The organism is Elusimicrobiota bacterium, assembly GCA_016182905.1.
In the GTDB taxonomy this organism is placed as follows: domain Bacteria; phylum Elusimicrobiota; class Elusimicrobia; order UBA1565; family UBA9628; genus GWA2-66-18.
In genome coordinates this window covers 1-21,130 of the sequence record JACPFR010000037.1, presented here as the reverse complement: position 1 = coordinate 21,130, position 21,130 = coordinate 1, and the positions used below count along the sequence as shown (strand labels likewise).

21 protein-coding genes are annotated in these 21,130 nt (G+C 69.5%); 11 read left to right on the top strand and 10 right to left on the bottom strand.

Annotated elements, in window-relative coordinates; all coding sequences use genetic code 11:
• The first annotated feature begins 82 nt into the window (after positions 1-82).
• The 8 genes from HYV14_12215 to HYV14_12180 all read left to right on the top strand — a co-directional run bounded on the left by HYV14_12215 (position 83) and on the right by HYV14_12180 (position 9,592).
• Positions 83-1,465, top strand: a complete 1,383-nt coding sequence (locus HYV14_12215) for a cysteine--tRNA ligase (protein MBI2386764.1) — start codon at positions 83-85, stop codon at positions 1,463-1,465.
• On the top strand, positions 1,462-2,397 hold the full coding sequence (gene rlmB, locus HYV14_12210) for a 23S rRNA (guanosine(2251)-2'-O)-methyltransferase RlmB (protein ID MBI2386763.1): 936 nt from the start codon (positions 1,462-1,464) through the stop codon (positions 2,395-2,397). Before HYV14_12215 ends, rlmB begins: the two co-directional genes overlap by 4 nt.
• Positions 2,394-3,281 carry a cation transporter gene (locus HYV14_12205; GenBank protein MBI2386762.1) on the top strand — a complete coding sequence of 296 codons (888 nt, stop codon included), beginning with the start codon at positions 2,394-2,396 and terminating at the stop codon, positions 3,279-3,281. Before rlmB ends, HYV14_12205 begins: the two co-directional genes overlap by 4 nt.
• Positions 3,271-4,737: an alkaline phosphatase family protein gene (locus tag HYV14_12200; protein MBI2386761.1), complete on the top strand. Its 1,467-nt coding sequence runs from the start codon at positions 3,271-3,273 to the stop codon at positions 4,735-4,737. The genes HYV14_12205 and HYV14_12200 overlap by 11 nt, the downstream gene beginning before the upstream one ends.
• Positions 4,734-5,360, top strand: coding sequence for a thiamine diphosphokinase (locus HYV14_12195; protein MBI2386760.1), 627 nt, complete (start codon positions 4,734-4,736; stop codon positions 5,358-5,360). The genes HYV14_12200 and HYV14_12195 overlap by 4 nt, the downstream gene beginning before the upstream one ends.
• Positions 5,361-5,370: 10 nt before the next feature.
• Positions 5,371-7,230 (top strand): Tim44 domain-containing protein, encoded by a 1,860-nt coding sequence (locus HYV14_12190; protein MBI2386759.1) that lies wholly within the window; start codon positions 5,371-5,373, stop codon positions 7,228-7,230.
• A 72-nt stretch (positions 7,231-7,302) separates the two neighbouring features.
• Entirely contained in the window at positions 7,303-8,292 is a 990-nt protein-coding gene (locus tag HYV14_12185; protein MBI2386758.1) for an SPFH domain-containing protein, read from the top strand.
• Between the two features lies 1 nt (position 8,293).
• A complete protein-coding gene (locus HYV14_12180; protein MBI2386757.1) occupies positions 8,294-9,592 on the top strand; it encodes a caspase family protein in 1,299 nt (432 codons plus the stop codon).
• Here HYV14_12180 and HYV14_12175 read toward each other — a convergent pair whose 3' ends face one another.
• From HYV14_12175 to HYV14_12160, 4 genes are read right to left on the bottom strand one after another with little or no spacing between them, the layout of a single operon-like run.
• A complete protein-coding gene (locus tag HYV14_12175) occupies positions 9,593-10,672 on the bottom strand; it encodes a metallophosphoesterase (protein ID MBI2386756.1) in 1,080 nt (359 codons plus the stop codon).
• Positions 10,669-12,426: a TIGR03545 family protein gene (locus HYV14_12170; GenBank protein MBI2386755.1), complete on the bottom strand. Its 1,758-nt coding sequence runs from the start codon at positions 12,424-12,426 to the stop codon at positions 10,669-10,671. The genes HYV14_12175 and HYV14_12170 overlap by 4 nt, the downstream gene beginning before the upstream one ends.
• Positions 12,423-12,935, bottom strand: coding sequence for a TIGR03546 family protein (locus tag HYV14_12165; GenBank protein MBI2386754.1), 513 nt, complete (start codon positions 12,933-12,935; stop codon positions 12,423-12,425). Before HYV14_12165 ends, HYV14_12170 begins: the two co-directional genes overlap by 4 nt.
• A gap of 38 nt (positions 12,936-12,973) precedes the next feature.
• Complete coding sequence (locus HYV14_12160; protein ID MBI2386753.1) at positions 12,974-14,215, bottom strand: hypothetical protein; 1,242 nt, start codon at positions 14,213-14,215, stop codon at positions 12,974-12,976.
• 88 nt (positions 14,216-14,303) lie between these two features.
• Here HYV14_12160 and lexA point away from each other — a divergent pair, with 88 nt between their 5' ends.
• Positions 14,304-14,900 (top strand): repressor LexA, encoded by a 597-nt coding sequence (lexA, locus tag HYV14_12155; GenBank protein MBI2386752.1) that lies wholly within the window; start codon positions 14,304-14,306, stop codon positions 14,898-14,900.
• A 5-nt stretch (positions 14,901-14,905) separates the two neighbouring features.
• On the top strand, positions 14,906-15,211 hold the full coding sequence (locus HYV14_12150) for a cysteine-rich CWC family protein (protein ID MBI2386751.1): 306 nt from the start codon (positions 14,906-14,908) through the stop codon (positions 15,209-15,211).
• On the opposite strand, the gene HYV14_12145 is transcribed toward HYV14_12150, so the two are convergent.
• Genes HYV14_12145 through HYV14_12135 form a run of 3 tightly spaced genes read right to left on the bottom strand, consistent with a single transcriptional unit; the run spans position 15,208 to position 17,248 of the window.
• Positions 15,208-15,648 (bottom strand): hypothetical protein, encoded by a 441-nt coding sequence (locus tag HYV14_12145; protein MBI2386750.1) that lies wholly within the window; start codon positions 15,646-15,648, stop codon positions 15,208-15,210. The genes HYV14_12150 and HYV14_12145 overlap by 4 nt on opposite strands.
• Positions 15,649-15,680: 32 nt before the next feature.
• Positions 15,681-16,028: a DUF309 domain-containing protein gene (locus HYV14_12140; GenBank protein MBI2386749.1), complete on the bottom strand. Its 348-nt coding sequence runs from the start codon at positions 16,026-16,028 to the stop codon at positions 15,681-15,683.
• Complete coding sequence (locus HYV14_12135) at positions 16,025-17,248, bottom strand: MltA domain-containing protein (GenBank protein MBI2386748.1); 1,224 nt, start codon at positions 17,246-17,248, stop codon at positions 16,025-16,027. The genes HYV14_12140 and HYV14_12135 overlap by 4 nt, the downstream gene beginning before the upstream one ends.
• 101 nt (positions 17,249-17,349) lie before the next feature.
• On the opposite strand from HYV14_12135, the gene HYV14_12130 reads away from it, so the two are divergent.
• A complete protein-coding gene (locus HYV14_12130; GenBank protein MBI2386747.1) occupies positions 17,350-18,186 on the top strand; it encodes a hypothetical protein in 837 nt (278 codons plus the stop codon).
• Here the strand turns inward: HYV14_12130 and HYV14_12125 are convergent.
• From HYV14_12125 to HYV14_12115, 3 genes are all read right to left on the bottom strand, one after another.
• Entirely contained in the window at positions 18,183-19,046 is an 864-nt protein-coding gene (locus tag HYV14_12125) for a hypothetical protein (GenBank protein ID MBI2386746.1), read from the bottom strand. The two genes, HYV14_12130 and HYV14_12125, sit on opposite strands and share 4 nt — an antisense overlap.
• An 80-nt stretch (positions 19,047-19,126) precedes the next feature.
• Positions 19,127-19,711: a hypothetical protein gene (locus tag HYV14_12120; GenBank protein ID MBI2386745.1), complete on the bottom strand. Its 585-nt coding sequence runs from the start codon at positions 19,709-19,711 to the stop codon at positions 19,127-19,129.
• Positions 19,708-21,130, bottom strand: a 1,423-nt coding sequence (locus tag HYV14_12115) for a hypothetical protein (protein MBI2386744.1), incomplete at its 5' end; no start/stop codon positions are given. The genes HYV14_12115 and HYV14_12120, both read right to left, overlap by 4 nt.

Here is a 21,130-nt window from a genome sequence, read left to right as displayed (position 1 = left end):
CCTTGAATCCGCCGCAACAGTAATGCCCTTTCTTGAATACAGGGATGAGCCGTGGGGCTTGGGATTTCCTAGAATAGGGCCCATGGCTCTGCGCCTCTACAACAGCCTGACCCGCGCCAAGGACGAGTTCAAGCCGTCCGCGCCGCCCCGGGTCTCCTTATATACCTGCGGCCCCACCGTGTACAACTACCAGCACGTGGGCAACTACCGCACTTACGTCTTCGAGGACGTGCTCGTCCGCACGCTCAAGCTGCTCGGCTTCGAGCCCCGGCGCGTGATGAACATCACCGACGTCGGCCACCTGACCAGCCAGGGCGACGAGGGCGAGGACAAGATGGAGGTCGGCGCGGCCCGCGAGGGGAAGAGCGCCTGGGACATCGCCAAGTTCTACACCGAGGCGTTCTTGTCCGACTGCAAGGAGCTCAACCTCCTCCCGGCCGACGTCCTGTGCAAGGCCACGGACCACATCCCCGAGCAGATCGCCCTCGTGCGGAAGCTCGAGGCCAATGGCTTCGTGTACAAGACCGCCGACGGCCTGTACTTCGACACGGCGAAGCTCTCCGACTACGGCAAGCTCATGACGAAGGAGCACCTCGAGGGCTTGAAGTCCGGCGCGCGCGTCGAGGCCAACGCCGAGAAGCGCCACATCACCGATTTCGCGTTATGGAAATTTTCGCCGGCCGGCTCGACCCGCCAGATGGAGTGGGAGTCGCCCTGGGGCAAGGGCTTCCCCGGCTGGCACATCGAGTGCTCGGCGATGGCGATGCATTTTCTCGGCCATACGCTCGACATCCACTGCGGCGGCATTGACCACGTGCCGGTGCACCACACCAACGAGATCGCCCAGTCGGAGGGCGCCACCGGCAAGCCGTTCGCCAAGGTCTGGATGCACGCCGAGTTCCTGCTGATGAACAACGCCAAGATGGCGAAGTCCTCCGGCGGGTTCGTGAAGCTCACCGACCTCAAGGAGAAGGGATTCTCGCCGCTCGACTACAAGTACCACTGCCTGACGGCGCATTACCGCAAGCAGCTCGATTTCACCTGGGAGTCTCTCGAAGGCTCCAAGACCGCCCGCCGCCGCCTCAAGGACGCCGCGGCCGCCCTGGCGAACGAGGCCTCCAAGCCCAACTGCGCCGAGTTCTCCGCCCGGTTCAAGGACGCGCTCGCCGACGATCTCAACGCGCCGTCGGCGCTGGCCGTCGTCTGGGACGCGCTCAAGAGCGATCTCCCCGGCGGCGCCAAAAAAGCCTTCCTCGAGGAGGCGGACTCCGTGCTCGGCCTCGACCTGTTCACGGCCGAGGCCGTCGAGGCGGTGCCCGCGGGCGTCCTCGCTCTGGTGGACCAGCGCGCGCAGGCGAAGGCGAAGAAGGACTTCGCCGAGGCGGACCGCATCCGTAAAGAGATCGAGGCCGCGGGATACAAAGTGCTCGACGGTAAAGACGGCTCCAAGGCGGTTAAACAGTGAAAAAGAAATTCGGCCGCCGTCCCGACCGCCCCCAGCACGCGCCCAAGGCGAAGCCCTTCGACAAGAACCGCCATTTCGACAAGAAGCGCCAGCACGACAAGTTCCGCCACGAACGCCTGACCGGCGCGGGCCCGCGCGGCGCCGAGCCGGCGGAAGGGGAGGCGCGCCCGGCCAACGCCGAGACGCGCTGGCTGGGCGGCTTCGAGGCCGTGGCCAAGGCGCTGACCAAGACCCCTTACGACTGCCGCGAGATGTGGATCGAGCACGAGCTGACGCATCCCAACATCGGGATGTGCATCAAGATGGCGAAGGACCTCGACGTGCAGGTCCGCTACATGTCCCGCCCGGAGCTCGACCGCGCGGTCAAGGGCGGCAAGCACGACGGCATCGCGATCCGCGTCTCGTTCGACCCCGCGGCCACCTTCTCCGAGTGGGTGCAGGGCCTCGACGAGGAGCGCAAGAAAGGGCTCGTCGTCGTGGTGCTCGACCAGATCCAGGACCCGCACAACCTCGGCGCCATCACGCGCTCGGCGCTCCAGCTGCACGCGCGCTGCGTCGTGATCCCCGAGCGGCGCTCGGCGCCCGTGACCCAGGCCGTCATCCAGGCCTCGGCCGGCGCCGCGCTCAAGATCCCGGTGCATCGCGTCGTCAACATCGCGCAGACGCTGGACCTGTGCAAGAAGCACGGCTTCTGGGTGTACGGCGCCGACGCCTCGGGCAAGGACGCCTGGGACTGCGTCATCAACACGCCCTGCGTGCTCGTCATCGGCTCGGAAGGCTACGGGATGCGGCCGCTCGTGCGCGCCTCCTGCGACGAGCTGATGCGGGTGCCCCAGTCGGAGCACGGCGTCGGCAGCCTCAACGCCTCGTGCGCGGCCACCGCTTTGCTCTACGAGATCGCCCGCCAGAACCGGAAGCCGAAGGTCCCATGATCCGAGGCGGCGGGCACGACCACGACCATCACCACGCCGAGGGCGACGCCGAACGCCCGCTGTACGGCGCGATCGCCCTGACCGGGGGCATCTTCTTCGTCGAGCTCGCGGGCGGCTGGTGGACGGGAAGCCTGGCCCTGATAGCCGACGCCGCGCACATGGCCGTCGACCTGCTGGGCCTGAGCCTGACCTTGGTCGCCGCGATGCTGGCCCGCCTGCCCGCCGATCCCAAGCGCACCTACGGCTACCGCCGCGTCGAGGTCCTCGCCGCGCTCGGCAACGCGATCGCGCTGATGGTCGCCACGGGCTTCCTGCTGCGCGAGGCGTGGGCCCGCTTCGCCTTCCCGACGGCCATCGCGGCCAAGCCGATGATCGCCGTCGCCTTCGTCGGCCTGCTGTGCAACCTGGGCTCGGCCGCGATCCTGTGGAAGGCGAGCCGCACGAACATCAACATGCGCGGCGCCTTGCTGCACGTCCTCTCGGACGGGGCCGGCTCCGTCGGCGCCCTGCTCGCCGGCCTCGTCATCCTGCAGACGCGCTGGTACCGGGCCGACGCGATCGTCACCGTCCTCATCTGCGGCGGCATCGTGCTCACGGCGTTCTGGCTCCTGCGCGACTCGGTGAACATCCTGCTCGAGGGCGCGCCCGCGCATCTCGACATCGACGAGATCCGCGCCGCGCTCAAGGATATCCCGGGCGTGACGGACGTGCACGACCTGCACCTGTGGTCCCTGACCCAGGGCCGCGACTCCATGAGCGGCCATCTCGTCCTCGAGGCCGGCCGCGACCACGCCGAAGCCCTCCTCGCCGGGAAGAAGATCATGTCCGAGCGGTTCGGCATCGCGCACGTGACTTTGCAGATCGAGAAAGAAAATGCCGTTTAGCGCCAGGATCATGCCGGTCTCCTTTATATTCTCCGCCGTTCTGCTGTTGGGCTCGTCCGCCTCGGCCGCCGTCCGCCTGGGCGTGGTCGTCGTGGTCGACCAGATGCGCCCCGAGTACCTCGACCGCTCCGACCTCCCCGACGGCGGCTTCCGCCGCCTGCGCCGCGAGGGCGCGGTCTTCGCCCGGGCCCGTCACCCGCACGTCCCGACGGAGACCGCTCCCGGCCACGCCGTGATCTCGACGGGCCGCGCCCCCTCGGTCCACGGCATCGTCGCCAACGACTGGTTCGACCGCGTCGCGGGCTCGGAGACCTACTGCGTGGCCGACGCCGCGTTCGGCCTCGGACCCGAGCACCTGCGCGGGCCGACGCTCGCGGACGCGCTCAAGGCGGCCGACCCGAAGTCCCGGGTGTTCGCGGTGTCCGGCAAGGACCGCGGCGCGATCATCCTCGGCGGCCGCAAGGCGGACGTCGCCCTGTGGTTCGACCGCTTCAACGGCGAGTTCACGACCTCTTCCTACTACAAGCGCCCGGCGTGGCTCGCGGCGTTCAACGCGAAGCTGAAGAAGAAGGGCCTCCTCCCGGTGAAGGGCAAGCGCGTGCCCAAGGAGCTGATCGCCAGCCCCGTCTACGACGAGGCGCTGGACCTGCTCGTCGCCGAGCTCGCGGCGCGCGAGCGGGTCGGCCGGGGCGCGGGCACGGACCTGCTGCTCGTCAGCTACTCGGGGACCGACCTCGTCGGCCATGCCCACGGCCTCGACGTCCCCGAGATGGACGCCCAGCTCAAGAGCCTCGACGCGCTCACCGGCCGCCTGCTCCGGCTCCTCGACAAGGCTTCCGGCGGTTCTCTCGCCCTGGCGTTGTCCTCGGACCACGGCGCGATCCCCTCGCCCGAGGACGCCTCGGGCAAGGCCCTCGGCGTGCGCCGCGTGGACTGGCAGGAGTTCGGCGCGGAGCTCGAGAAGACGCTGCAGGAGAAATGGCCGCTGCCCGGCGAGCGCTGGATCCTGTCGAACCAGATTCCGCATCTTTACCTCAATATCCCCGCGGCCGAGAGGCTCGGTCTCGAGCGCCGCGACTTCCTGGGCCGGGCCGCGAAGGTCCTGTCCGCCGTCGGCGGCCTGGCCGGCGCCTACGTCGCGGGCGAGAGGGGCGGGCCCTTCGCCGAGGCCTTCCGCCTCTCCTACGACCCGTCCCGGTCCGGCGACCTGTTCCTGATCATGGCCGAGAACGTGCTCCTCGGCGACGCGCCTCCCGGCACGAGCCACGGCACCCCCTGGGACTACGACGCGCGCGTGCCGCTGGTCTTCTGGGGCCGCGGCGTGAAGGCCGGCGTCTTCGACTCCGGCGTATCGACGGCGGACCTGGCGCCGACGCTCGGGCGTCTGCTCGGCCTCGACTACCCGCCCGGCGAGGGCGCGGCGGTGCGGGCCGAGGCTCTCGCCGCTCCCCGATGAGGACCCGCTCCGCGCTGATCGTCCTCAACGGCGAGCTGCTCGACGCCCGCGCGGCGCGCGCGGCGGCGCGCCGCTCCGATTGGCTGATCTTCGCCGACGGTGGAGCGCGCCACGCCGCGGCTCTGCGCCTGACCCCGGATTTCGTCGTGGGGGACATGGACTCGATGCCGCGACGGAAACTGCCGTCGCGGCATCGAGTCACTTTCATAAACGACCCCGACCAGGGCCGCTCGGACCTCGATAAGGCCCTCGACCTGGCCCGCCGTCTCGGCGCCGGCCGCGTCATCGTCGCCGCGGCGCGCGGCGGGGGGCTCGACCACGAACTCGTGAACTTCGCCGTGCTGGAGAGGGCCGCGGGGCTGGACGTGCTCGTCGTCGACGGAGGCGCCGCGCGTCTGCTCGGCCCGGGCCGCCACCGGCTCGCGGTCAAGAAAGGCGGGCGTTTCTCCCTTCTGGCCGCGCCGCGCGCGCGGGTGACTTTGACCGGCGCGCGCTTCCCCCTTAGGAGCGAGGTCCTGCGCCGAGGCAGCCGCGGCCTGGGCAATCGAGCCGACGGTCCGGTCGTCCTGACGGTGCGCGAGGGCCGGGTCTGGGTGGTTGACGCGGCTCCGTTCCGGGGTTAAACTGCACTCGATGCGCCCCCTCCTCCTCGCCTTGGCTTTCGCCGGGATCCTCGCGGTGCAGGCGTCGGCGCGGGCGGGCGGCGGCGAGAGCTACTCGGGCTCCTCGAGCGGCTCCTCCTCCTACAGCTATGGCGGCGGCTCCTCCTCCTCCGACTCGGGCGACCTGCTGTTCTTCTTCCTCTACCTTTACGTCCGCATGGTCATGGAGAAGCCCCTGTTCGGCGTCCCGTTCACCGTATTCCTCGTCTACATGATCTGGAGGATCAACGAGGAGGTCCGCTCCGCCGGACCGGCGAGCTCGGAGTTCGGCGCGTCGGCGCGCGGGGGCGGCCAGCTGTCCGCGCGCAAGGTCGCGGAACTGACCCGCCTGCGTACCCGGGACCCGGAGTTCGACGAGCGCTCCTTCCTGCGCCGCGCGGGAGCGGCCTTCCATAAGATCCAGGAGGCCTGGTCCGCCGGGGACATGTCCTCCGCCCGCGCTTTCATCTCCGACGGCGTGCGCGAGCGCTTCGAGCGCCAGCTCGGCGCGATGAAGGCGCGCGGCCTGCGCAACCTGATGGAGGGCGTCGAGGTCCGGGACGTCGAGCTGCTCGCCTGCGTCAGCGACAAGCACTTCGACGAGCTGTGCGTGCGGATCGCCGCCGCGGCCTCCGACCGCATGGTGGACGGGGAGGGCGCCACGGTTTCCGGCTCCCCGGGCCGCCAGGAGTTCGAGGAGGTCTGGACCTTTTTGCGCCGTCCCGGCGTAAAAACCCTCAAGAGGCCCGGACTCATCGAGGGGCGGTGTCCGAGCTGCGGCGCGCCCCTGCCGATCGCCGACGCGGCGCAGTGCGCGGCGTGCAAGTCCTGGGTGAACTCCGGCGAGTACGACTGGGTGCTCTCCGAGATCACGCAAAGCTGCGAGTGGCGCCTGCGCGACCCCCTGCGCGACGTGGACGGCTGGTCCGAGGCGGCCGCGTCGGACCCGGGGCTGAGCCTGGCCGAGCTCGAGGACCGGACCTCGGTGGTCTTCTGGCGCTGGCTCGACGCGCGCCGCCTGGGGGACCCCGCGCCGCTGCGCGCGGTGGCCGACGAGGCCTTCTGCGCCGGCTTCGCCGCCGCCGGGGGCTGGGGGGACGCCTTCGAGAAGGCCGCCGTCGGCGCCGTGGAGGTCGTCGCCTTCGAGAACGGCGGCGCCTGGCGCCGCGCCCACGTCGTCGTGAAATGGTCCGCCGCGGGCGAGCTGCGCCAGCACTTCTTCGTGCTCCGGCGCGCGGCCGAGGCCCGGACCGACGCGCACCAGGGCCTGCGCACCGCGCGCTGCCCGTCGTGCGGCGCGCCCCCGGCCGAGCGCTCCGAGGCGGCCTGCGCCTACTGCTCCACTCCGCTCAACGACGGCCGCAGGAACTGGGTCCTGACCGAGCTGATCCCGTTCGGCGAGTGGAAGCGGCCGGCCGGCGTCTCCATCGCGGCGGCCCGCGTCCAGCCCGCGCTCGCCGGCCTCGACTGGGGCTCGGACCTGAGCCCCGCCGACGCCTACGGCATACTCGCCCGCGCGACGCTCGCCGACGGCGAGGAGAGCCTCGCCGAGAAGGCCTTCCTCGAGTCCTACGCCCGCAGCCGCGGCCTGCCGCCGTCGAAGGCCGTCCAGATCTCCTCCGCCGCGCGCGCGGGCCTGCTCGACGCCCCGAAGGCGGAGGACGGGGGCCAGGCCGAGTCGATGCTCCGCGGCATGATCCGCATGAGCCTGACCGACGGCGTCGTCCGCGAGGACGAGCGCTCGGCGCTCCACTCCTTCGCCGCCCGCTTCGCCCTGCGTCCCGACGACATCACCCTGATGATCAACGAGGAGCGCGACGCGATGAGCCGGTCCGTCCGCGGCGTGGCCTGAGCCCCTCCGGAAAGAGGTTGACAGGGTCCGGCGGGGAGGCTATAGTAAAGATTCTGGAGGTTACACCCCAACATGGCACTCATCGATCGAGTCAAATATGACGGCCCCGCCAACGTCCTCGTCTGGCGCCATCCGCCGGACGACCTGAGCTGGGGCACCCAGGTCATCGTCAACCAGGCTCAAGAGGCCATCTTCTTCAAGGGCGGCCAGGCGCTCGACGTCCTCGGCCCCGGCACGCACACCTTGCGCACGGCGAACATCCCGTTCCTGCGCAAGTACGTCAACATCCCCTTCGGCGGCGAGACCCCGTTCGCGGCCGAGGTCTACTACGTGAACAAGGCGGTCAACCTCGACGTGAAGTGGGGCACCAACAGCCCCATCCCCGTCCTCGACCCCAAGTTCAACGTCTTCCTGCCCGTGCGCGCGTTCGGCCAGTTCGGGATCCAGGTCGCGGACTCGAAGACGTTCGTGACCCAGCTCTCGGCCACGAACCCGCAGTTCACGACCGACCAGCTGTCGAACTACTTCCGCGGCGTCCTCCTGACGCGCGCCAAGGACTACATCGCCGAGACGATCGTGAAGCAGAAGATCAACGTCCTCGAGATCGCGGCGCACCTCGAGGAGATGTCCGGCGCGATCCAGGGCAAGCTCGCCCAGGACTTCGGGACCTTCGGCGTTAAGCTCGTGAACTTCTACCTGAACTCGGTGGACGTTCCCGAGGACGACGACACCGTCCTGCGCCTGAAGAAGGCTCTCTCCGACCGGGCCGAGGTGGACATCCTCGGCGACAGATATCAGCAGAAGCGCACGCTCGACGTCATGGAGAAGGCCGCCGGCAACGAGGGCGGCGGAGCGGGCGCGGGCATGACCGCGGGCATGGGCCTCGGCGCCGGCCTCGGCATGGGCCAGATGATGGGCCAGTCCATGCAGAACCTGAACCCCAACGCGCCCGCCGCCGCGGCGGCGGGGAGCCCGGCCGGCGCGAAGTTCTGCTCGTCCTGCGGAAAGGGCCTCGCCGCGGGCGCGAAGTTCTGCGCCGAGTGCGGCGGAAAAGTCGGCTGACATGGGCGCGCTGAAGGCGTCGTCGGGACTGCTCCTCGCCGGGGCGGTGCTGTTGTCGTCCTGCTCGATCGCGGGGCCTCGCGTGGTCAAGCGCGAGGGAAGCTACGAGACCGTCGCGGTCAAGGAGTGCGACTGGGGCTACGGCGGCAACTGGCTGGTCCAGGGGCAGTCGCCGAACAGCCCGTTCCTGCCCTTTCATCGCGGCTCCACGCGCACGACGAGCCAGAAGATGCTCATCAACGCCGTTTTCGTGGGCGCGCCGCTGATGATGGACCTCGTGATCAGCCCGTTCACCTACGCGACGGGCCGCGAGTGCTCCACGGTGAACACGTACACGCGCCACGTCCCGAGCTCGAGCGAGGTCGCCGCGCAGAAGAGGCGCGACGCCGACGCGGAGCGGGAGCGCCGCCTGCGCGAGAGCGACGAGTACAAGCGCCGCGCGGCGGCCGAGGCGGCCGCCCGCGCCGAGCGCGAGAAGGCCGAGTCCGAGAAGCGCCGGCTGGCCGAGGCGCTGGAGCGGGAGTATCCCGTGCTCGAGGAGTTCCCGAAGGCCGCGGGCGCCCCGCGGCCCCGGGACTTCGCGCTGATCGTCGGCATCGAGTCCTACCGCTCGATCCCGAAGGCCGACTACGGCGAGAGCGACGCGAAGCGCATGCGCGCCTACCTCGAGGCGCTGGGCGTGCCGTCGCAGAACATCGTGTCGCTGACGGGGCAGAGCGCCTCGAAGTCCGACCTCGTCAAATACCTCGAGGAATGGCTCCCGGCCAACGTCTCTCCGGAGTCGCGCGTCTACTTCTTCTACTCGGGCCACGGCGCGCCCGACCCCCAGTCGGGCTCGGCTTACCTCGTCCCGTGGGACGGCGACCCCTCGTTCCCGAAGAGCACGGCCTACCCGGTGGCCCAGCTGTACGCGAGCCTCGAGAAGCTGCCCGCGAAGGAGGCCGTGGTGATGATCGACGCGTGCTTCTCCGGCGCGGGCGGCCGCTCCGTGCTGGCCCAGGGCGCGCGCCCGCTCGTGACCGTCCATGAGGACGCCCCGGCCGCGTCGGGCAAGATCAGCGCGCTCACGGCCTCGGGCCCCGATCAGATCGCCGGCGGCCTGGAGCTGCGCAAGCAGGGCTTGTTCTCGTACTACCTGATGCGCGGCCTGTCGGGCGCCGCCGACGCGAACGCCGACAAGTCGGTCACGCTCGGCGAGCTTCGGGACTACCTGTCCGCCGAGGTGCCGAAGGCCGCGCGCCGCTCGAACCGCGAGCAGACGCCGCGCGTCACGGGCGACGCGGCGCTCGCGCTGTACTGATCAGGGCTTGACGGGCGGGAGGACGAACGCCTTCCCCTTGTAGGGGACGACGGTCTCGACGAGCCCCGACGGCGTCACGGCGACGTTGAGCGTGTGCGCGAACTTCTTCTTCGGGTAGCCCGGGGGGAGAGGGTACAGCGGCGAGCCGCCGCCGCCCGAGATGACGTAGCGCACGCCGCGATGGTCCGCGGCCCAGAAGGCGTGGATGTGGCCCATGTAGACGGCTTTGACGCCGTTATCGGTCACGAGATCTTCGAACTCCGACGATCCGTCCTGGAAGTAGTTCGTGAAGAAATCCCGCAGGTAGCCTTTCTGCTCGTCCTGCGCGGTCTTGTCGGCCGGCCACTCTTCGAGCGCCCCGACTTCCTTCAGAGGGGTGATGGACTTGATGTAGTCGGGCGGGACGTGGGTGAAGATCACCTTCGGGCCGGGCACCGACAGGGCCGCCTTGAGCCAGGCGAGCTGGGCGCCGGTGACCTTGCGGTCCGAGGAGTCGAGGCTGACGAAGCGCCAGCCTCCCCGGTCGAAGAAGTAGTCCCGCGGGCCGAACACCGCGTCGTACAGGCTCTTGTCGGCGTCGCCGTTCGGCCGCGAGCGGTCGTGGTTGCCCGCGCAGCGCAGCAGGGGCTTGACCGCCTCCTTCTCGACTAAGGCGACGTGCTCGCGGTACGACTCGGCGTCGCCCTCGCTGACGAAATCCCCGAGCTGGAAGGCGAAGTCCACGCCCGCGGCCTGCAGGGCCCGCCACTGGTTGACGAACGCCGCCTTCTCCGGGCTGAAGATGCGCTCCCACCAGAAGCGGCCGTGTTCCGCGTCGCCGATCACGCCGAAGGTGAAGGGCTCTCGAGGAGCGCGCGGCGTCAGCCGCGCGAGCATCGCCTCGTTGCCGACGCGGGCTTTCGCCTGGATCAGGTCGTCGGGGACGGGCTTGGGCTTCTTCGCCGCGATCTCGACGCCCGCGGGGGCGCGCGGAGCGGGAGGAAGAGTCGGCGTCGTCCTGGCCGAGCCGTCGAAGAGGGGCTCAGGCGCGGAGGCGCCGGCGGGGAGCGCGAGCAGGACGGCGACGAGCGCTTGCCTCATCTCTTGAAGAGCTTATCAAGTCCCTGGCCGCCCAGGGCCTTGCCGATCGCGTCCTGGAGCTGTTTATTCAGGGCCCCCTTCTGGGCGTCGAGCGGGCCCAAGAGCTTGCTCGCCAGGCCGTCGACCGACGCGCGCGCGTCCTTGGCCTTGTCGCCGTAGAGCGCCGCGAGCTTGGCCTCGAGGACCTTCTTCTGCGCCTCGAGCCGGCCCGAGACCGCCTTGCGCATCGCCGCGGCGACGACCTCGCCGGCGTTGGAGGAGAACGCGAGCTTGAGGTCGTCCTCGCGGCCGGAGATCCCGATCCGGACGTTGAAGCCGGTCAGGGACCTGAGCGCGTCGGACACGAGCGCGCCCGCGGTCCCGCTCAGCGCGACCTTGGGCTCGAGGACGACGCCGGAGGCCTCGACGAGAACCTCGCCGGTCCACTCGTCGCCGGCCGACGCGAGGCGGCCCTTCACCTTCGCCGTGCCCGCGGTGAGAGCCCCGCCGACCTCCCCGTCGCCGAGCGAGGTCCCGGCCAAGGAGAAGCCCGAGCCGGAGAAGTCGACCGTCACGCCGATGGGGTCCTTCTGCTGGTCGAGGACGCCGCCCAAGGAGACGGCGGGGCCGGCGGACGACTTGCCGGCAATGGTCAAGGTCGCGGGCTTGCCGTACAGCTTGGGATTAGAGGTTGCGCCGTTTAGAATGCCATGGATGTCGAGCGCGCCGCCCATCACCCCGTCGAGCGTGCCGGTGATCTTGGCGTTCTCGAGCAGGTACTGGGGATAGGCGTGCGCGCGGGGGAACTCGACGTTCACGCCGGCGCGGCGCGGCGGCGGAGGAGGGTTGGCGGCCTTGCGCGCGGCGGCCTTCTCGCGGGCGAGGCGCATCCACTTCATCGCCGTCGTCAGGCGCGAGGCGGTCTGCGCGCCGAGCAGGCGGCGGGCGAGGTCCCGCGAGTCGAGCGTGGGCAGGCCCGCGGCCGCGAGCAGGCCGTCGAGATCCTGCTTGCGGAGCTCGTCGGCCTCCTTCATGAGGGACTGCGCTTCGACGATGTCTTTCTGCGCCTCGGCCTTCTGCGCGTCCACGCGGGAGATCAGGGCCTTGATCCGTTTCTGCGCGTCGGCGGCGGCCGCGGCCTTCTTGAGGATGTCGCTGCCGCCGATGGACTTGAGCGAGTCGGCGATGTCCTTGGCCTCCTTCTCGATCGCCTTGGCCTCGCCGGCCTTTCCCTTCCAGCGATCCTCGATCTCCTTCGCCTTGGCCTTGGCCTCGTCGAGCTTCTTGAGGCCCTGGAGCTTGGCCGCGTCCACCTCGCCGACGACGTTGGACTTCACCTCGATCGCGGCCGACTTCGCGGGGGCGATCTGCCTCTGGATCGCCAAGGACAGAGCCGACGGCGGAGGAGGGTTCCGGATCGCGCCGCTCGTCCTGCGCGCCGTGCCCAGGCGCAGGCCCTCGAGGGCGGCCTCGCGCACGACGCCCTTGCCGCGCAGGGCGGCGGAGACGTCGAGTTGGAAGGCCATGCGCGAGAGCTCGACGAGGTTCTTCATCGGCGCCTCGCGGTCGGCGACCGCGACGCCCTTGATCTCGAGCGTGCCCTTCAGCCACTTCGAGCGCACGGAGGCGATCTCGACCTTCGCGCCGGCCGCGGCCTGGCCGCCGGCGATGAGGCCGCGCTTGAGCGCCGCGTCGAAGAAGAAGAAGACCAACGCCCAGAGCAGCAGGACGGCGCCGAGGGTGGCGAGGACGGGCCCCTTCTTGACCCAGCTCATTTCGACCACTCCTGATACACCTGGAACCACCGCAGGCCCTTCAGCCACTGCACGGCCTTCAGGCGCTCGACCTCCGCCGCCAGGTTGGCCTCGTACCACGTGACGAAGCGCAGGAAGAAGAAATGCAGCGGGGCGAACAGCGCGAGGCCGAGGACGAGGTTGCCGAGCACCACGGTGTTGTTGAAGCGCGTCAGCGGGACGATGGGCAGGTCGTACAGCGCCGTCCACAGGCCGGCGAGCGCCGGGGCCTTGAGCAAAGCGAGCCCGATCTCGTGGGCGAGCCCGTCGACGGCGTAGCCGACCGGCGTGAAGAAGAACGCCGACATCAGGGCGAGGCCCTTGTTGAGCCGCAGGGCGAAGAAGAGCAGGAGGAACACGACGGCGAAGAGGTTGCCCTTCGGGATCAGGCCGATGGCGGCGCCGAGGGCGAAGCCGGCGGCGAGGTGGCGCGGGTCCGCGCCGCCGTGAAGGGCCGCGACGAGGTCCTTGAGCAGGCGCAGCGGGTTCATGGCGCCTATCTTAGCGCATCGGCCCGGGCCCTGTCAGGTCAAGAAGATTTGACCGGGACGTACATCTTCAGGCAGCCCTGCTTGCCGTAGGTGCGCAGGAACGGCATGCTGCGCTTGGTGCAGGAGAAATGGCAGACGCGCACCTCGTTGGCGTCCGTCGGAAGCTCGCGCAGACGGCGGTTGCGCGCCCGCAGGAGCGCGTAGGTGCCCGGACCGACGGTGATCTCCGCGTGGCCGTGCACGTCGTTGGCGAAGCTGCAGCCGGCCGCGTAGATCAGCAGGGACCCGTCGGGCACGGAGGCGGGGTCGTTGCTCGCCTTGGCGAGGTCCACCTGCCGGTAGCCCATCTCGTCGAGGATCTTGGGGTTCTTCCTCACGTCCTGGCTGAACATCCGGGCCGCGCCGGGGCGCAGGCCGATGAGGCCGGTGCTCTGCGGGTTGGGGACGTCGATGACGCCGGCGTCGATGAGCGCCTGCTTGAAGAACCGGTAGCACATGGCGCCCATCTTCTTGGCGTAGTTCAAGGTCCCGGTGTAGGCCTCCGCCGCGACCTGCTTGCCCCTCTCCCAGTCGAAGTAGGCGCTCAGCGACGCCCAGGACATCATCCCGGCCGAGGCGCTCTGCAGCGGGCCCGCGGGCGAGGGGGTCGGGGAAACGACCAAGGAGAGGGGTTGGACCCGGGGCAGCACCCGGCTCCAGTTGCGCTGGCCCGTCGAGTCGTACTGCGGTCCGTCGGCCGGGGCGGAGACGGCCGTGACGTTGAGCTCGGCCGGGGGGGAGGCCGGCCCGCCGATCGAGGCCGAGTCGCCGTTCATGACCGCCTTCAGATACTCGCTCGTCGCGGTGAGGTTCCGGTTCAGGCGCTTCTTCTTCTCCTCGGAGATGCCGGGATTGCGCCGCATGTCCTCGGCGAGGGCCTCGCGCGCGGCGATCTCGGCCGGCGCGACCGTGCCGGCCCGTCCCGGACGCACGCGGTCCCCGTAAAGCTCGGCGGCCGTCTCCGGGCGCGCGCCGAGGCGGCGCGCGACCGACCGGATGAACGCGATATGGGTCTCCTTCTCGTCTCCCGACTCGCGGCCGGCCTGGACGTACTTCGCCTGGTCGAGGAGCAGGACGAGGGGTTCGGCCTGGCCCGTGAAATCGAGCCCCGCGACGTCGGCGCCCTTGGCGAACTTCCGGGACAGCTCGGCCTTGGCCTCCGCGGGGCTTCGGCGCGCCGTCTGCGCCGACGCTTGGAACGCGATGACGAGGGCGAGACAGGCGACGAGGGGTTTCGTCATACCTCAAGCGTAAAGGCCGGCCGTGGCCATGTCAAGGGCCCGCTTACCCCCTTGACATCGAACACTCGTTCGACTATGCTTAGGGGGCATGGAAAACAATGGATTGACCCCGCGTCAGCAGCAGATCCTCGAGCTCCTCGGCCGCTTCACCACGGATCACGGCTACCCGCCCACCGTGCGCGAGCTGTGCCGCCTCGCCGGCGTCAGCTCGCCGGACACGATCCAGTACCATCTCGACAAGCTGCGCGAGAAGGGCCTCCTCGAGGAAGCCAAGGGCCGCTCCCGCGCCGCGCAGGTCACGAGCATGGAGCGCGTGGCCATGATCCCGCTTCTCGGCCTCGTCCCCGCCGGCCCCACCGCCGGCGCCTACGCCGAGCCGATGGGCCACGTGCCCGTCGTCGCCGACCGCGGCGACCCGGCCCAGCTCTTCGCCCTCAAGGTCAAGGGCGACTCCATGCAGGCCACTTTGCACGACGGCGACACCGTCGTCGTCCGCTGGCAGGAGACCGCCTCGACCAACGACGTCGTCGTCGTCCGCTACGACGACGGCGAGGCGACGGTCAAGCGCCTCAAGGTCAAGCCCGCGGGCCTCATCCTCATCCCCGACAACCCCCGTTACGAGCCCTTCCCCATCGGCGAGGGCCGCATCGCCGGCAAGGTCATCTCCCTGATCCGCAAGCTCTAGCGGCCATGGAGAAGTGCGCGGCGTGCGGCGAGACCTTCGGGTGCGGGAACGTCGAGGGCAAGACCTCGTGCTGGTGCGCGGACCTGCCCGCGGTGATGCCCGTCGACGGCGAAGGCTGCCTGTGCCCGAAGTGCCTCCGGGCCGAGATCGCGCGCCGCGTCGGCGACTGCCTCGGCTGCGCGCACGCCAAGACCCTGAAGACCAAGAGCGGGAGCGCGATCTTCCTGTGCGGCCGCGCGGAGAAGGAGCCCGCGTACCCGCGCTACCCGGCCTTGCCGCTGCGCGGCTGCGCCGGCCGGGCCCCCGCCTAGCCCCGGTTCTTCCGGGCGGCGGCGTCGCAGAACCCGTCGAAGATCGCCGACGCGCCCATGAACTTCTCCTCGATCGCCGCGCGCAGGGCGTCGCGCACCTCGGGGCCGGCGAGCGGGGTCACGTCGGCGATGCCTTCCATCACCCAGGACATCAGGTCCTCGGGCCCCGTGCTCATCATGAGGCTCATGTTGGGCAGGGCCTCGAGCAGCGCGACGGCGGCGTCGGGGACGCTCTGGCCGCCGAGGAGCACGGCGTTCATCGAGCCGCGGCACACCGCGGCGATCGCCGCCTTCGGGTCCTTGCTCGTCCGACCCGCGTGCGAGATGTGCTGGCAGATGACCGGCACCGTCAGGACGGCCCCGGCGACGGGATCCTTGGCGATGATCGCGGCGACGGCGTCCTTCGCCTGCTTTTCGATGTCGGAGAGGTCGGCCATGGCACCCATGATAGCCATGGGGACCCGCGCCGTCAAGCGGCCTTGAGCCCGAAGACGAGGGAGGCCGGGGCCTTGCGCGTCGAGCGGATCCGCCCAACGGCGGCGGCCAGCGGGGCGAGCGTTCCGGGCGCAAGCAGGCTCTCGGTCTTGCGCAGCTTCTCCAGCCCCCGGTCGAGCAGGTAGAACGCCCCGTCGGTCTTCGCGGGGTCGAGCTTCAGGCGGTGCAGGCCCGCGGCGACTTGGATCAGGCCCTGAAGCAAGGTCTTCTCGTCGCCCACGGCCTTCATCCAGAAGGCCTCGAGCTCCTCGTGGGCGTCGAAGTAGCGCCCCGCGCCGCCGAGCTCGTCGGCGCGGTCGAAGGCTTCCTGGAGGCGGCTCACCGCTCGCGCGGGGGCAGCTTCTTGACGAGCAGGTACAGCCTGCCGTCCGCCCACTGTCCGCGCGCCGTCGCCGCCGCCTGCGGTCCGTGCCCGGCGTAGATGTCCACGCGCCCCGGGCTCTTGATGGCCCCGCCGGTGTCGAGGCCGAAGGCGAAGCGCGAGTTCTCCGCCGTCGCGAGCAGGCGCCCGTCCTTGTCGGTCTGCGGGGAGGTCGTCGAGAAGAAGTACAGGCCGCCCAGCGGCATGAACGCGGGGTCCACCGCGATCGACCGCGCCGGCACGAGGGACTGCTCGGTCGCGCCGAACGGCTCCCCGTCCTCGGGGAGAGGGGCGAGCTCGAAGAACACGTAGCGCGGGTTCGCCGCCAGGATCCAGCTCTCGGCGTCGGGGTTCTTGCGCAGGTACTCGCGCAGCTTGTCGTGCGTGATCTCGTCGCGCGCGAACACGCCCGCCTTCACGAGGGTCAGGCCGACCGAGTTGTAGGCCTTGCCGTTCGTCGCGGCGTACTTGAGCAGTCTTTCCTTCCCGTCGGGGAACTTGAGGATCGCCGAGCCCTGGATGTGCAGGTCGAGGGCATCGAAGCGGTCCTTCAGCCAGGCGATCTCGAGGCCCTTGCCCGCCAGCGCCTTGCGGCGGTCGATGTCGCCGCGCGTGTAGTACGGCACGACCGCTCCGTCCGGGGTCAGCCGGCCCAGGAGCGAAGTCTCGCCGTTCGCCTTGCCGAACGCGGCGAGGTCCACCTCGACCATGTCCTTCGGGCGGCGATACAAGGGATACGGGTAGGCCGCCGTCTTCTTGAGGCTCGCGCGCAGCAGCGGCTGGTAATAGGAGGAGAACACGACGCGGCCCGTCCCGTCGAGCCCGGCGGACTGGAACACGTCGAAGCCCTCGCGGACCTTCTCGTCGAACTCGTCGGCGGTCTTCGCCTTCTGCGCGAGCTCGATGATCGCCCTGGCGCTTTCGACGAGCTGCGCGGGGCCGTAGTCGCGGTCGGCGACGCGGATCGTCTTGGCCGGGGGCAAGGTCTCGAGGTACTCGATCGCCTTGCGCGCGGCCTTGACGAGGCCGGCCTTCGACTTGAACGACTCCTCGAAGCGCGGGTAGTCCTCCTCGGCGACGAGCCTCAGCGCGGGGCCGGCGAACGCCGGCGTCGAGACCGCGACGGCCGGCGGCTGCGCCGAGGCGGGGGACAAAAGCAGGAGCAAGATCGCGCTGATCACGGGGTCATTCTATCAAACCGGGAAAGCCCGAGAATCGCGCGTCGAAAATCGGGACTTTGTGCCTATAATGTCCCCAGGTCCTTCGGCGCAAGGAGAGGCGGATGAGACGACCGACCGGTTTCGCGATCCTCATGCTGTTGGCGGCCCTTCCCGCCGCCGCCTTGAACTGGGATCAGGGCGACCCCGCCGCCCATTGGCGCGCCGCCCTCTCCGCGCCGCCCGCGACTCCCGCCGCGGTCCCCGTCCGCCTTCCGTCGGGCGGAGGCGTCGCCGGACGGTTCGACTCGTACGTCCTCGCCTTGCAGTGGTCCGCCGCGTTCTGCGAGACCCGGCCCAATCTCCCGGAGTGCGGCGACCGGGACCCGGACCGCTTCTCCGCGAAGCACCTCACCTTGCACGGCCTCTGGCCCGAGGTCGCCGGCGACTCGTCGCACTCCTACGGCTACTGCGGCGTCGACGACGCGACCCGGGCGCTCGACCGCGCGGCCACCTGGTGCCGCATGCCCGCGCTGGGCCTGACGAGCCGGACGACGACCCGTCTGACCCAGGTCATGCCCGCCGTCGCCTCCTGCCTGCAGAACCACGAGTGGTACAAGCACGGCTCGTGCTCGGGCTTCGCGGCCGAGGAATATTTCACGCGCGCCTCCGACCTCGTCGTCGCGATCGCCGGGACGAGCTTCGGCCGCTTCCTCGAGGCGAACGCGGGAAAGACCGTCACCTCGGCCGCCCTCCTCGCCTCCTTCGAGCGCGACCACGGCGCGGGCAGCGGGAGCAAGGTCAAGCTGACCTGCGTGAAGGCGCGCGGCGCGTCTTTGCTCTCCGACGTGCGCCTGAAGCTGGCGCATCCCCTGCGGCCCGCGAGCGAGCTCGGCAAGATGCTCCTCGCCGGCGGCGAGAAGGGGAACTGCCCGGCGTCCTTCGAGCTCGACTCGCTCTAAGGCAGCCGCGTCTCGGCGCGCCAGCCCAGGTTCTCCTGCTCGGCGACGGTCCAGGCGGGATCGACGAACAGGTTGAAGCGCGGCTTGAAGGCGGGCTCGTTGCCGGGCTTCGTCGCCATCACCGCGTCGGCGAAATCCTTGCCTACGGGGAAAGCCGTCGTGAAGCGGTGCCGCCCGTCCCGATAGACCTCGTAGATCAGCAGGAAGTTGTCCGTGGTCTCCAGGCCCGGCAGGGGCATCAGCGGCGCCAGATAAGTGGACACCACGGCCTTCATCGTCTTGCCGGCCGGCGTCCTCCAGGTCACGCGCTGCTCGACACGGCCCAGCGTCCTTTCGGCCGGCGCGACGGACGTCGCGTGCGCGATCTTGGCCGGGGCTCCGATCAGATGGAGCAAAGTCGAGGTGAGGTTCGAGGCGAACTCCCCCTCGGGCGGAAGCGGGCCGAAGGTCCCCGCGGGCAGGCCGAGCCTCTCGTCGAGGCGCGACTCGATCCAGCGCTTGCCCTTGAGGCCGTACGCGGTCCGCAGCTGGGAGAAGAGGTAGCCGTAGGTGTGCATCACCCCGGCCGGGGCGTGGGCCACGCCGCCGGTGACCTCTCGCCGGATGCCGAGGCCCTTCATCGCCTTCTCCTCGAGGATCTCGGCCTTGGCCAGCTCGTCGAAGATGGTGCAGTCGGTCCAGTAAAGGTCCGAGACGGTCCGCGCGATCTTGAGGTTGCGTCTCAGGCGGGGCAGCGCGTCCTCGAGCCGCTTCGCGTCGTCCCGGTCCATGAGCCGGGCGTGGAGCTTGGCGTAGGCCTCGTAGCCGGGCGCCGCTCCTGCGGGGAGGGCGAGCGATAAAATCAGGAGCGCTTTGATCATGTCCGGATTCTATCAAACGAAAAAATGGGACTTATCCCCAAACTCGGTACGTAACGAGTTTGTGGATAAGTCCGGGAGGGTCAGATCTTGGGTTTGAAGCTACGCACGACAGCTTCGAAGACGGGCAAGGTGGCCTGGTAGCAGTCGGCCGGCGCGTTATGCCAGATCTGGTAGAAGCCCCCTTTGACGGGGATCAGCGCATGGTCCTCTCTCATCATGTACTCGATCTTCTTCGAGTGGAGCTTGCGGTACGGATGCTCGTAATGGAGCAGGATCGCGTCGTTTTCGCCCAATTTCTTGTGTTCGAGTGCGGGCTGCTTATGATCCGGGGCGACTTCCCAAAACGTTTCCGCGTATTTCTGCGCGTCGTTCGTTTTGTCCTCGGGGCTCGTGGGGTACCGGAGGAAATGGATGAAGGCGAGGCGACCCTGACACGACGGCAAGGGGCGGCTGACGAAGGTGATGTTGTCCCCGTCGCGCTTCTCCTCGCGTGCGCCCCAATCCGCGGGCGCCCTGACGCTAAAGGTCCCTTGGGGAGGATCGAAGTCGATCATGTCGAAGCCGGCGGCGACTTCCTTGGTCGGAGTGAGGTTCTCAGGGGCGCTCTTCTTGCAGGCCGAGAAGGCGGCGGCGGCGACGAGAAGAAAAGTCAGCGAGCGGCTCATTTCGGTTCCTTAGCCTTGCGGATATCGTCCAGGAGTTTGGCATTTCCGGACGCTTTCGCGTAGCGCTCCGCCTGATCGAGCAGGACGGACCGTTCGACGGAATTGACGGCGGTCAGCGCCTTCCCGAGGTAGAAAGGCCCGAGCAGCGCCGCACGGTCGCCATTGATGGACCATATCTTCTTGTCGACGGTCTTCATCCTCGCTTCGTGGGAGATCGCGAGCGCATCGAGCTCCTTGGCGCCACGATTCACCGCGAGCATGTCGAGAGCCTTCGCTTTCTGCTCATCCGTCGTGGCGGCCGGCCGCGCTCCGACCATGGACGCGCGGGCCTTCTGCACGTCGCGGATTGACGTGATCTCCAAGGCCCGGGAGGGGGAGGCGAGGTTGATCGAATCGAGCCTGGCCTTCTGCCAGGAGCCAGGCCCGTGAATCATCGAGATGTAGTCCTGGAACTCCTCGTCCATCCTGACCGAAGCCGGATCGTTCTGGATCTTTGAATGGAGGTAGAGGTTCTTGGTCTTGTACGCCTCCTCCTCATATTCGAGCGGCTGGACGTCGGGAAGGTTCCCGCGCACCATCTCGCGGAAAATCGGGTCGCGGCGGTCCTGCCAGGCGTGGGTCAGCTCATGGACGATCACGACGTCGTGGTCCTTCACGACCGCGGCGACGGCCTCCGGGTGGGCTTCGAGGTAGGCCATCAACGCGGCCCGGGTCGGCAAAGAGGCGCGCAGGGCCGACGCCTGGCGCGGAGGCACGGTCCCGACCACGGAGGTCAGGACGCCTTCCCGGTCGAGGACGATGGCGCGGCGGCGATAGTCGTACTGAGCCACGACCCCGCTGTTCTGATCCTCGATCACGATGGGCGGGAGGTCGGGCTTGCCGGCGACGTTGAGGCGGGACAGGACGGTCTTGCCGAAGGGGTCCCGGCCGATCTCGGACTGGGCGGACGCACGGATCTTCTCGCCGACCGAGCGCTCCAAGGCGGTGTAATAAGGGAGGTCCACGCGCGGCCCCGGCGTCCCGGCGGAGACCGGCTGAGCCGCTGCCTCCCGGTCGGCCATGGTCCGTGAACCGTCGAAATAGTCCGCGACGCGGGCCAGGCCGGCGTCGGCCATCGCCTTGACCTTGTTCATGTCGGACCGAGGGTCGAGGATGGCGGCGGCGAGGCCCGAGGGAAGGTCCGCGGCCAAGGTCTCGATCTTGGCCTTGTCCTCGGGCTGGAGCGGCTTCCCGGAGGCGAGCATGAGGTTCACGGTCTCGAGCGCGGCGCGCTGCGCTCCCTGGCGGAGGTCGAGGACCGCCTTGTCGAGGACCGCCTTGGTGACCGGGGCCTTGGTCTTGGGGTCGAGGGCCCGGCCGTCGTCCTCGAGGCGCCAGCCCAAGCTCGTGAGGCCCGCCTTGACCCGGTCGTCCACGCCT

Bases quoted from the DNA above. Each gene is read 5' to 3' on its own strand.
- HYV14_12215 (MBI2386764.1), top strand. From the start codon at position 83: ATGGCTCTGCGCCTCTACAACAGCCTGACCCGCGCCAAGGACGAGTTC.
- HYV14_12205 (MBI2386762.1), top strand. From the start codon at position 2,394: ATGATCCGAGGCGGCGGGCACGACCACGACCATCACCACGCCGAGGGC.
- HYV14_12200 (MBI2386761.1), top strand. From the start codon at position 3,271: ATGCCGTTTAGCGCCAGGATCATGCCGGTCTCCTTTATATTCTCCGCC.
- HYV14_12195 (MBI2386760.1), top strand. From the start codon at position 4,734: ATGAGGACCCGCTCCGCGCTGATCGTCCTCAACGGCGAGCTGCTCGAC.
- HYV14_12190 (MBI2386759.1), top strand. From the start codon at position 5,371: ATGCGCCCCCTCCTCCTCGCCTTGGCTTTCGCCGGGATCCTCGCGGTG.
- HYV14_12185 (MBI2386758.1), top strand. From the start codon at position 7,303: ATGGCACTCATCGATCGAGTCAAATATGACGGCCCCGCCAACGTCCTC.
- HYV14_12180 (MBI2386757.1), top strand. From the start codon at position 8,294: ATGGGCGCGCTGAAGGCGTCGTCGGGACTGCTCCTCGCCGGGGCGGTG.
- HYV14_12175 (MBI2386756.1), bottom strand. From the start codon at position 10,672: ATGAGGCAAGCGCTCGTCGCCGTCCTGCTCGCGCTCCCCGCCGGCGCC.
- HYV14_12170 (MBI2386755.1), bottom strand. From the start codon at position 12,426: ATGAGCTGGGTCAAGAAGGGGCCCGTCCTCGCCACCCTCGGCGCCGTC.
- HYV14_12165 (MBI2386754.1), bottom strand. From the start codon at position 12,935: ATGAACCCGCTGCGCCTGCTCAAGGACCTCGTCGCGGCCCTTCACGGC.
- HYV14_12160 (MBI2386753.1), bottom strand. From the start codon at position 14,215: ATGACGAAACCCCTCGTCGCCTGTCTCGCCCTCGTCATCGCGTTCCAA.
- lexA (MBI2386752.1), top strand. From the start codon at position 14,304: ATGGAAAACAATGGATTGACCCCGCGTCAGCAGCAGATCCTCGAGCTC.
- HYV14_12150 (MBI2386751.1), top strand. From the start codon at position 14,906: ATGGAGAAGTGCGCGGCGTGCGGCGAGACCTTCGGGTGCGGGAACGTC.
- HYV14_12145 (MBI2386750.1), bottom strand. From the start codon at position 15,648: ATGGCCGACCTCTCCGACATCGAAAAGCAGGCGAAGGACGCCGTCGCC.
- HYV14_12130 (MBI2386747.1), top strand. From the start codon at position 17,350: ATGAGACGACCGACCGGTTTCGCGATCCTCATGCTGTTGGCGGCCCTT.
- HYV14_12125 (MBI2386746.1), bottom strand. From the start codon at position 19,046: ATGATCAAAGCGCTCCTGATTTTATCGCTCGCCCTCCCCGCAGGAGCG.
- HYV14_12120 (MBI2386745.1), bottom strand. From the start codon at position 19,711: ATGAGCCGCTCGCTGACTTTTCTTCTCGTCGCCGCCGCCGCCTTCTCG.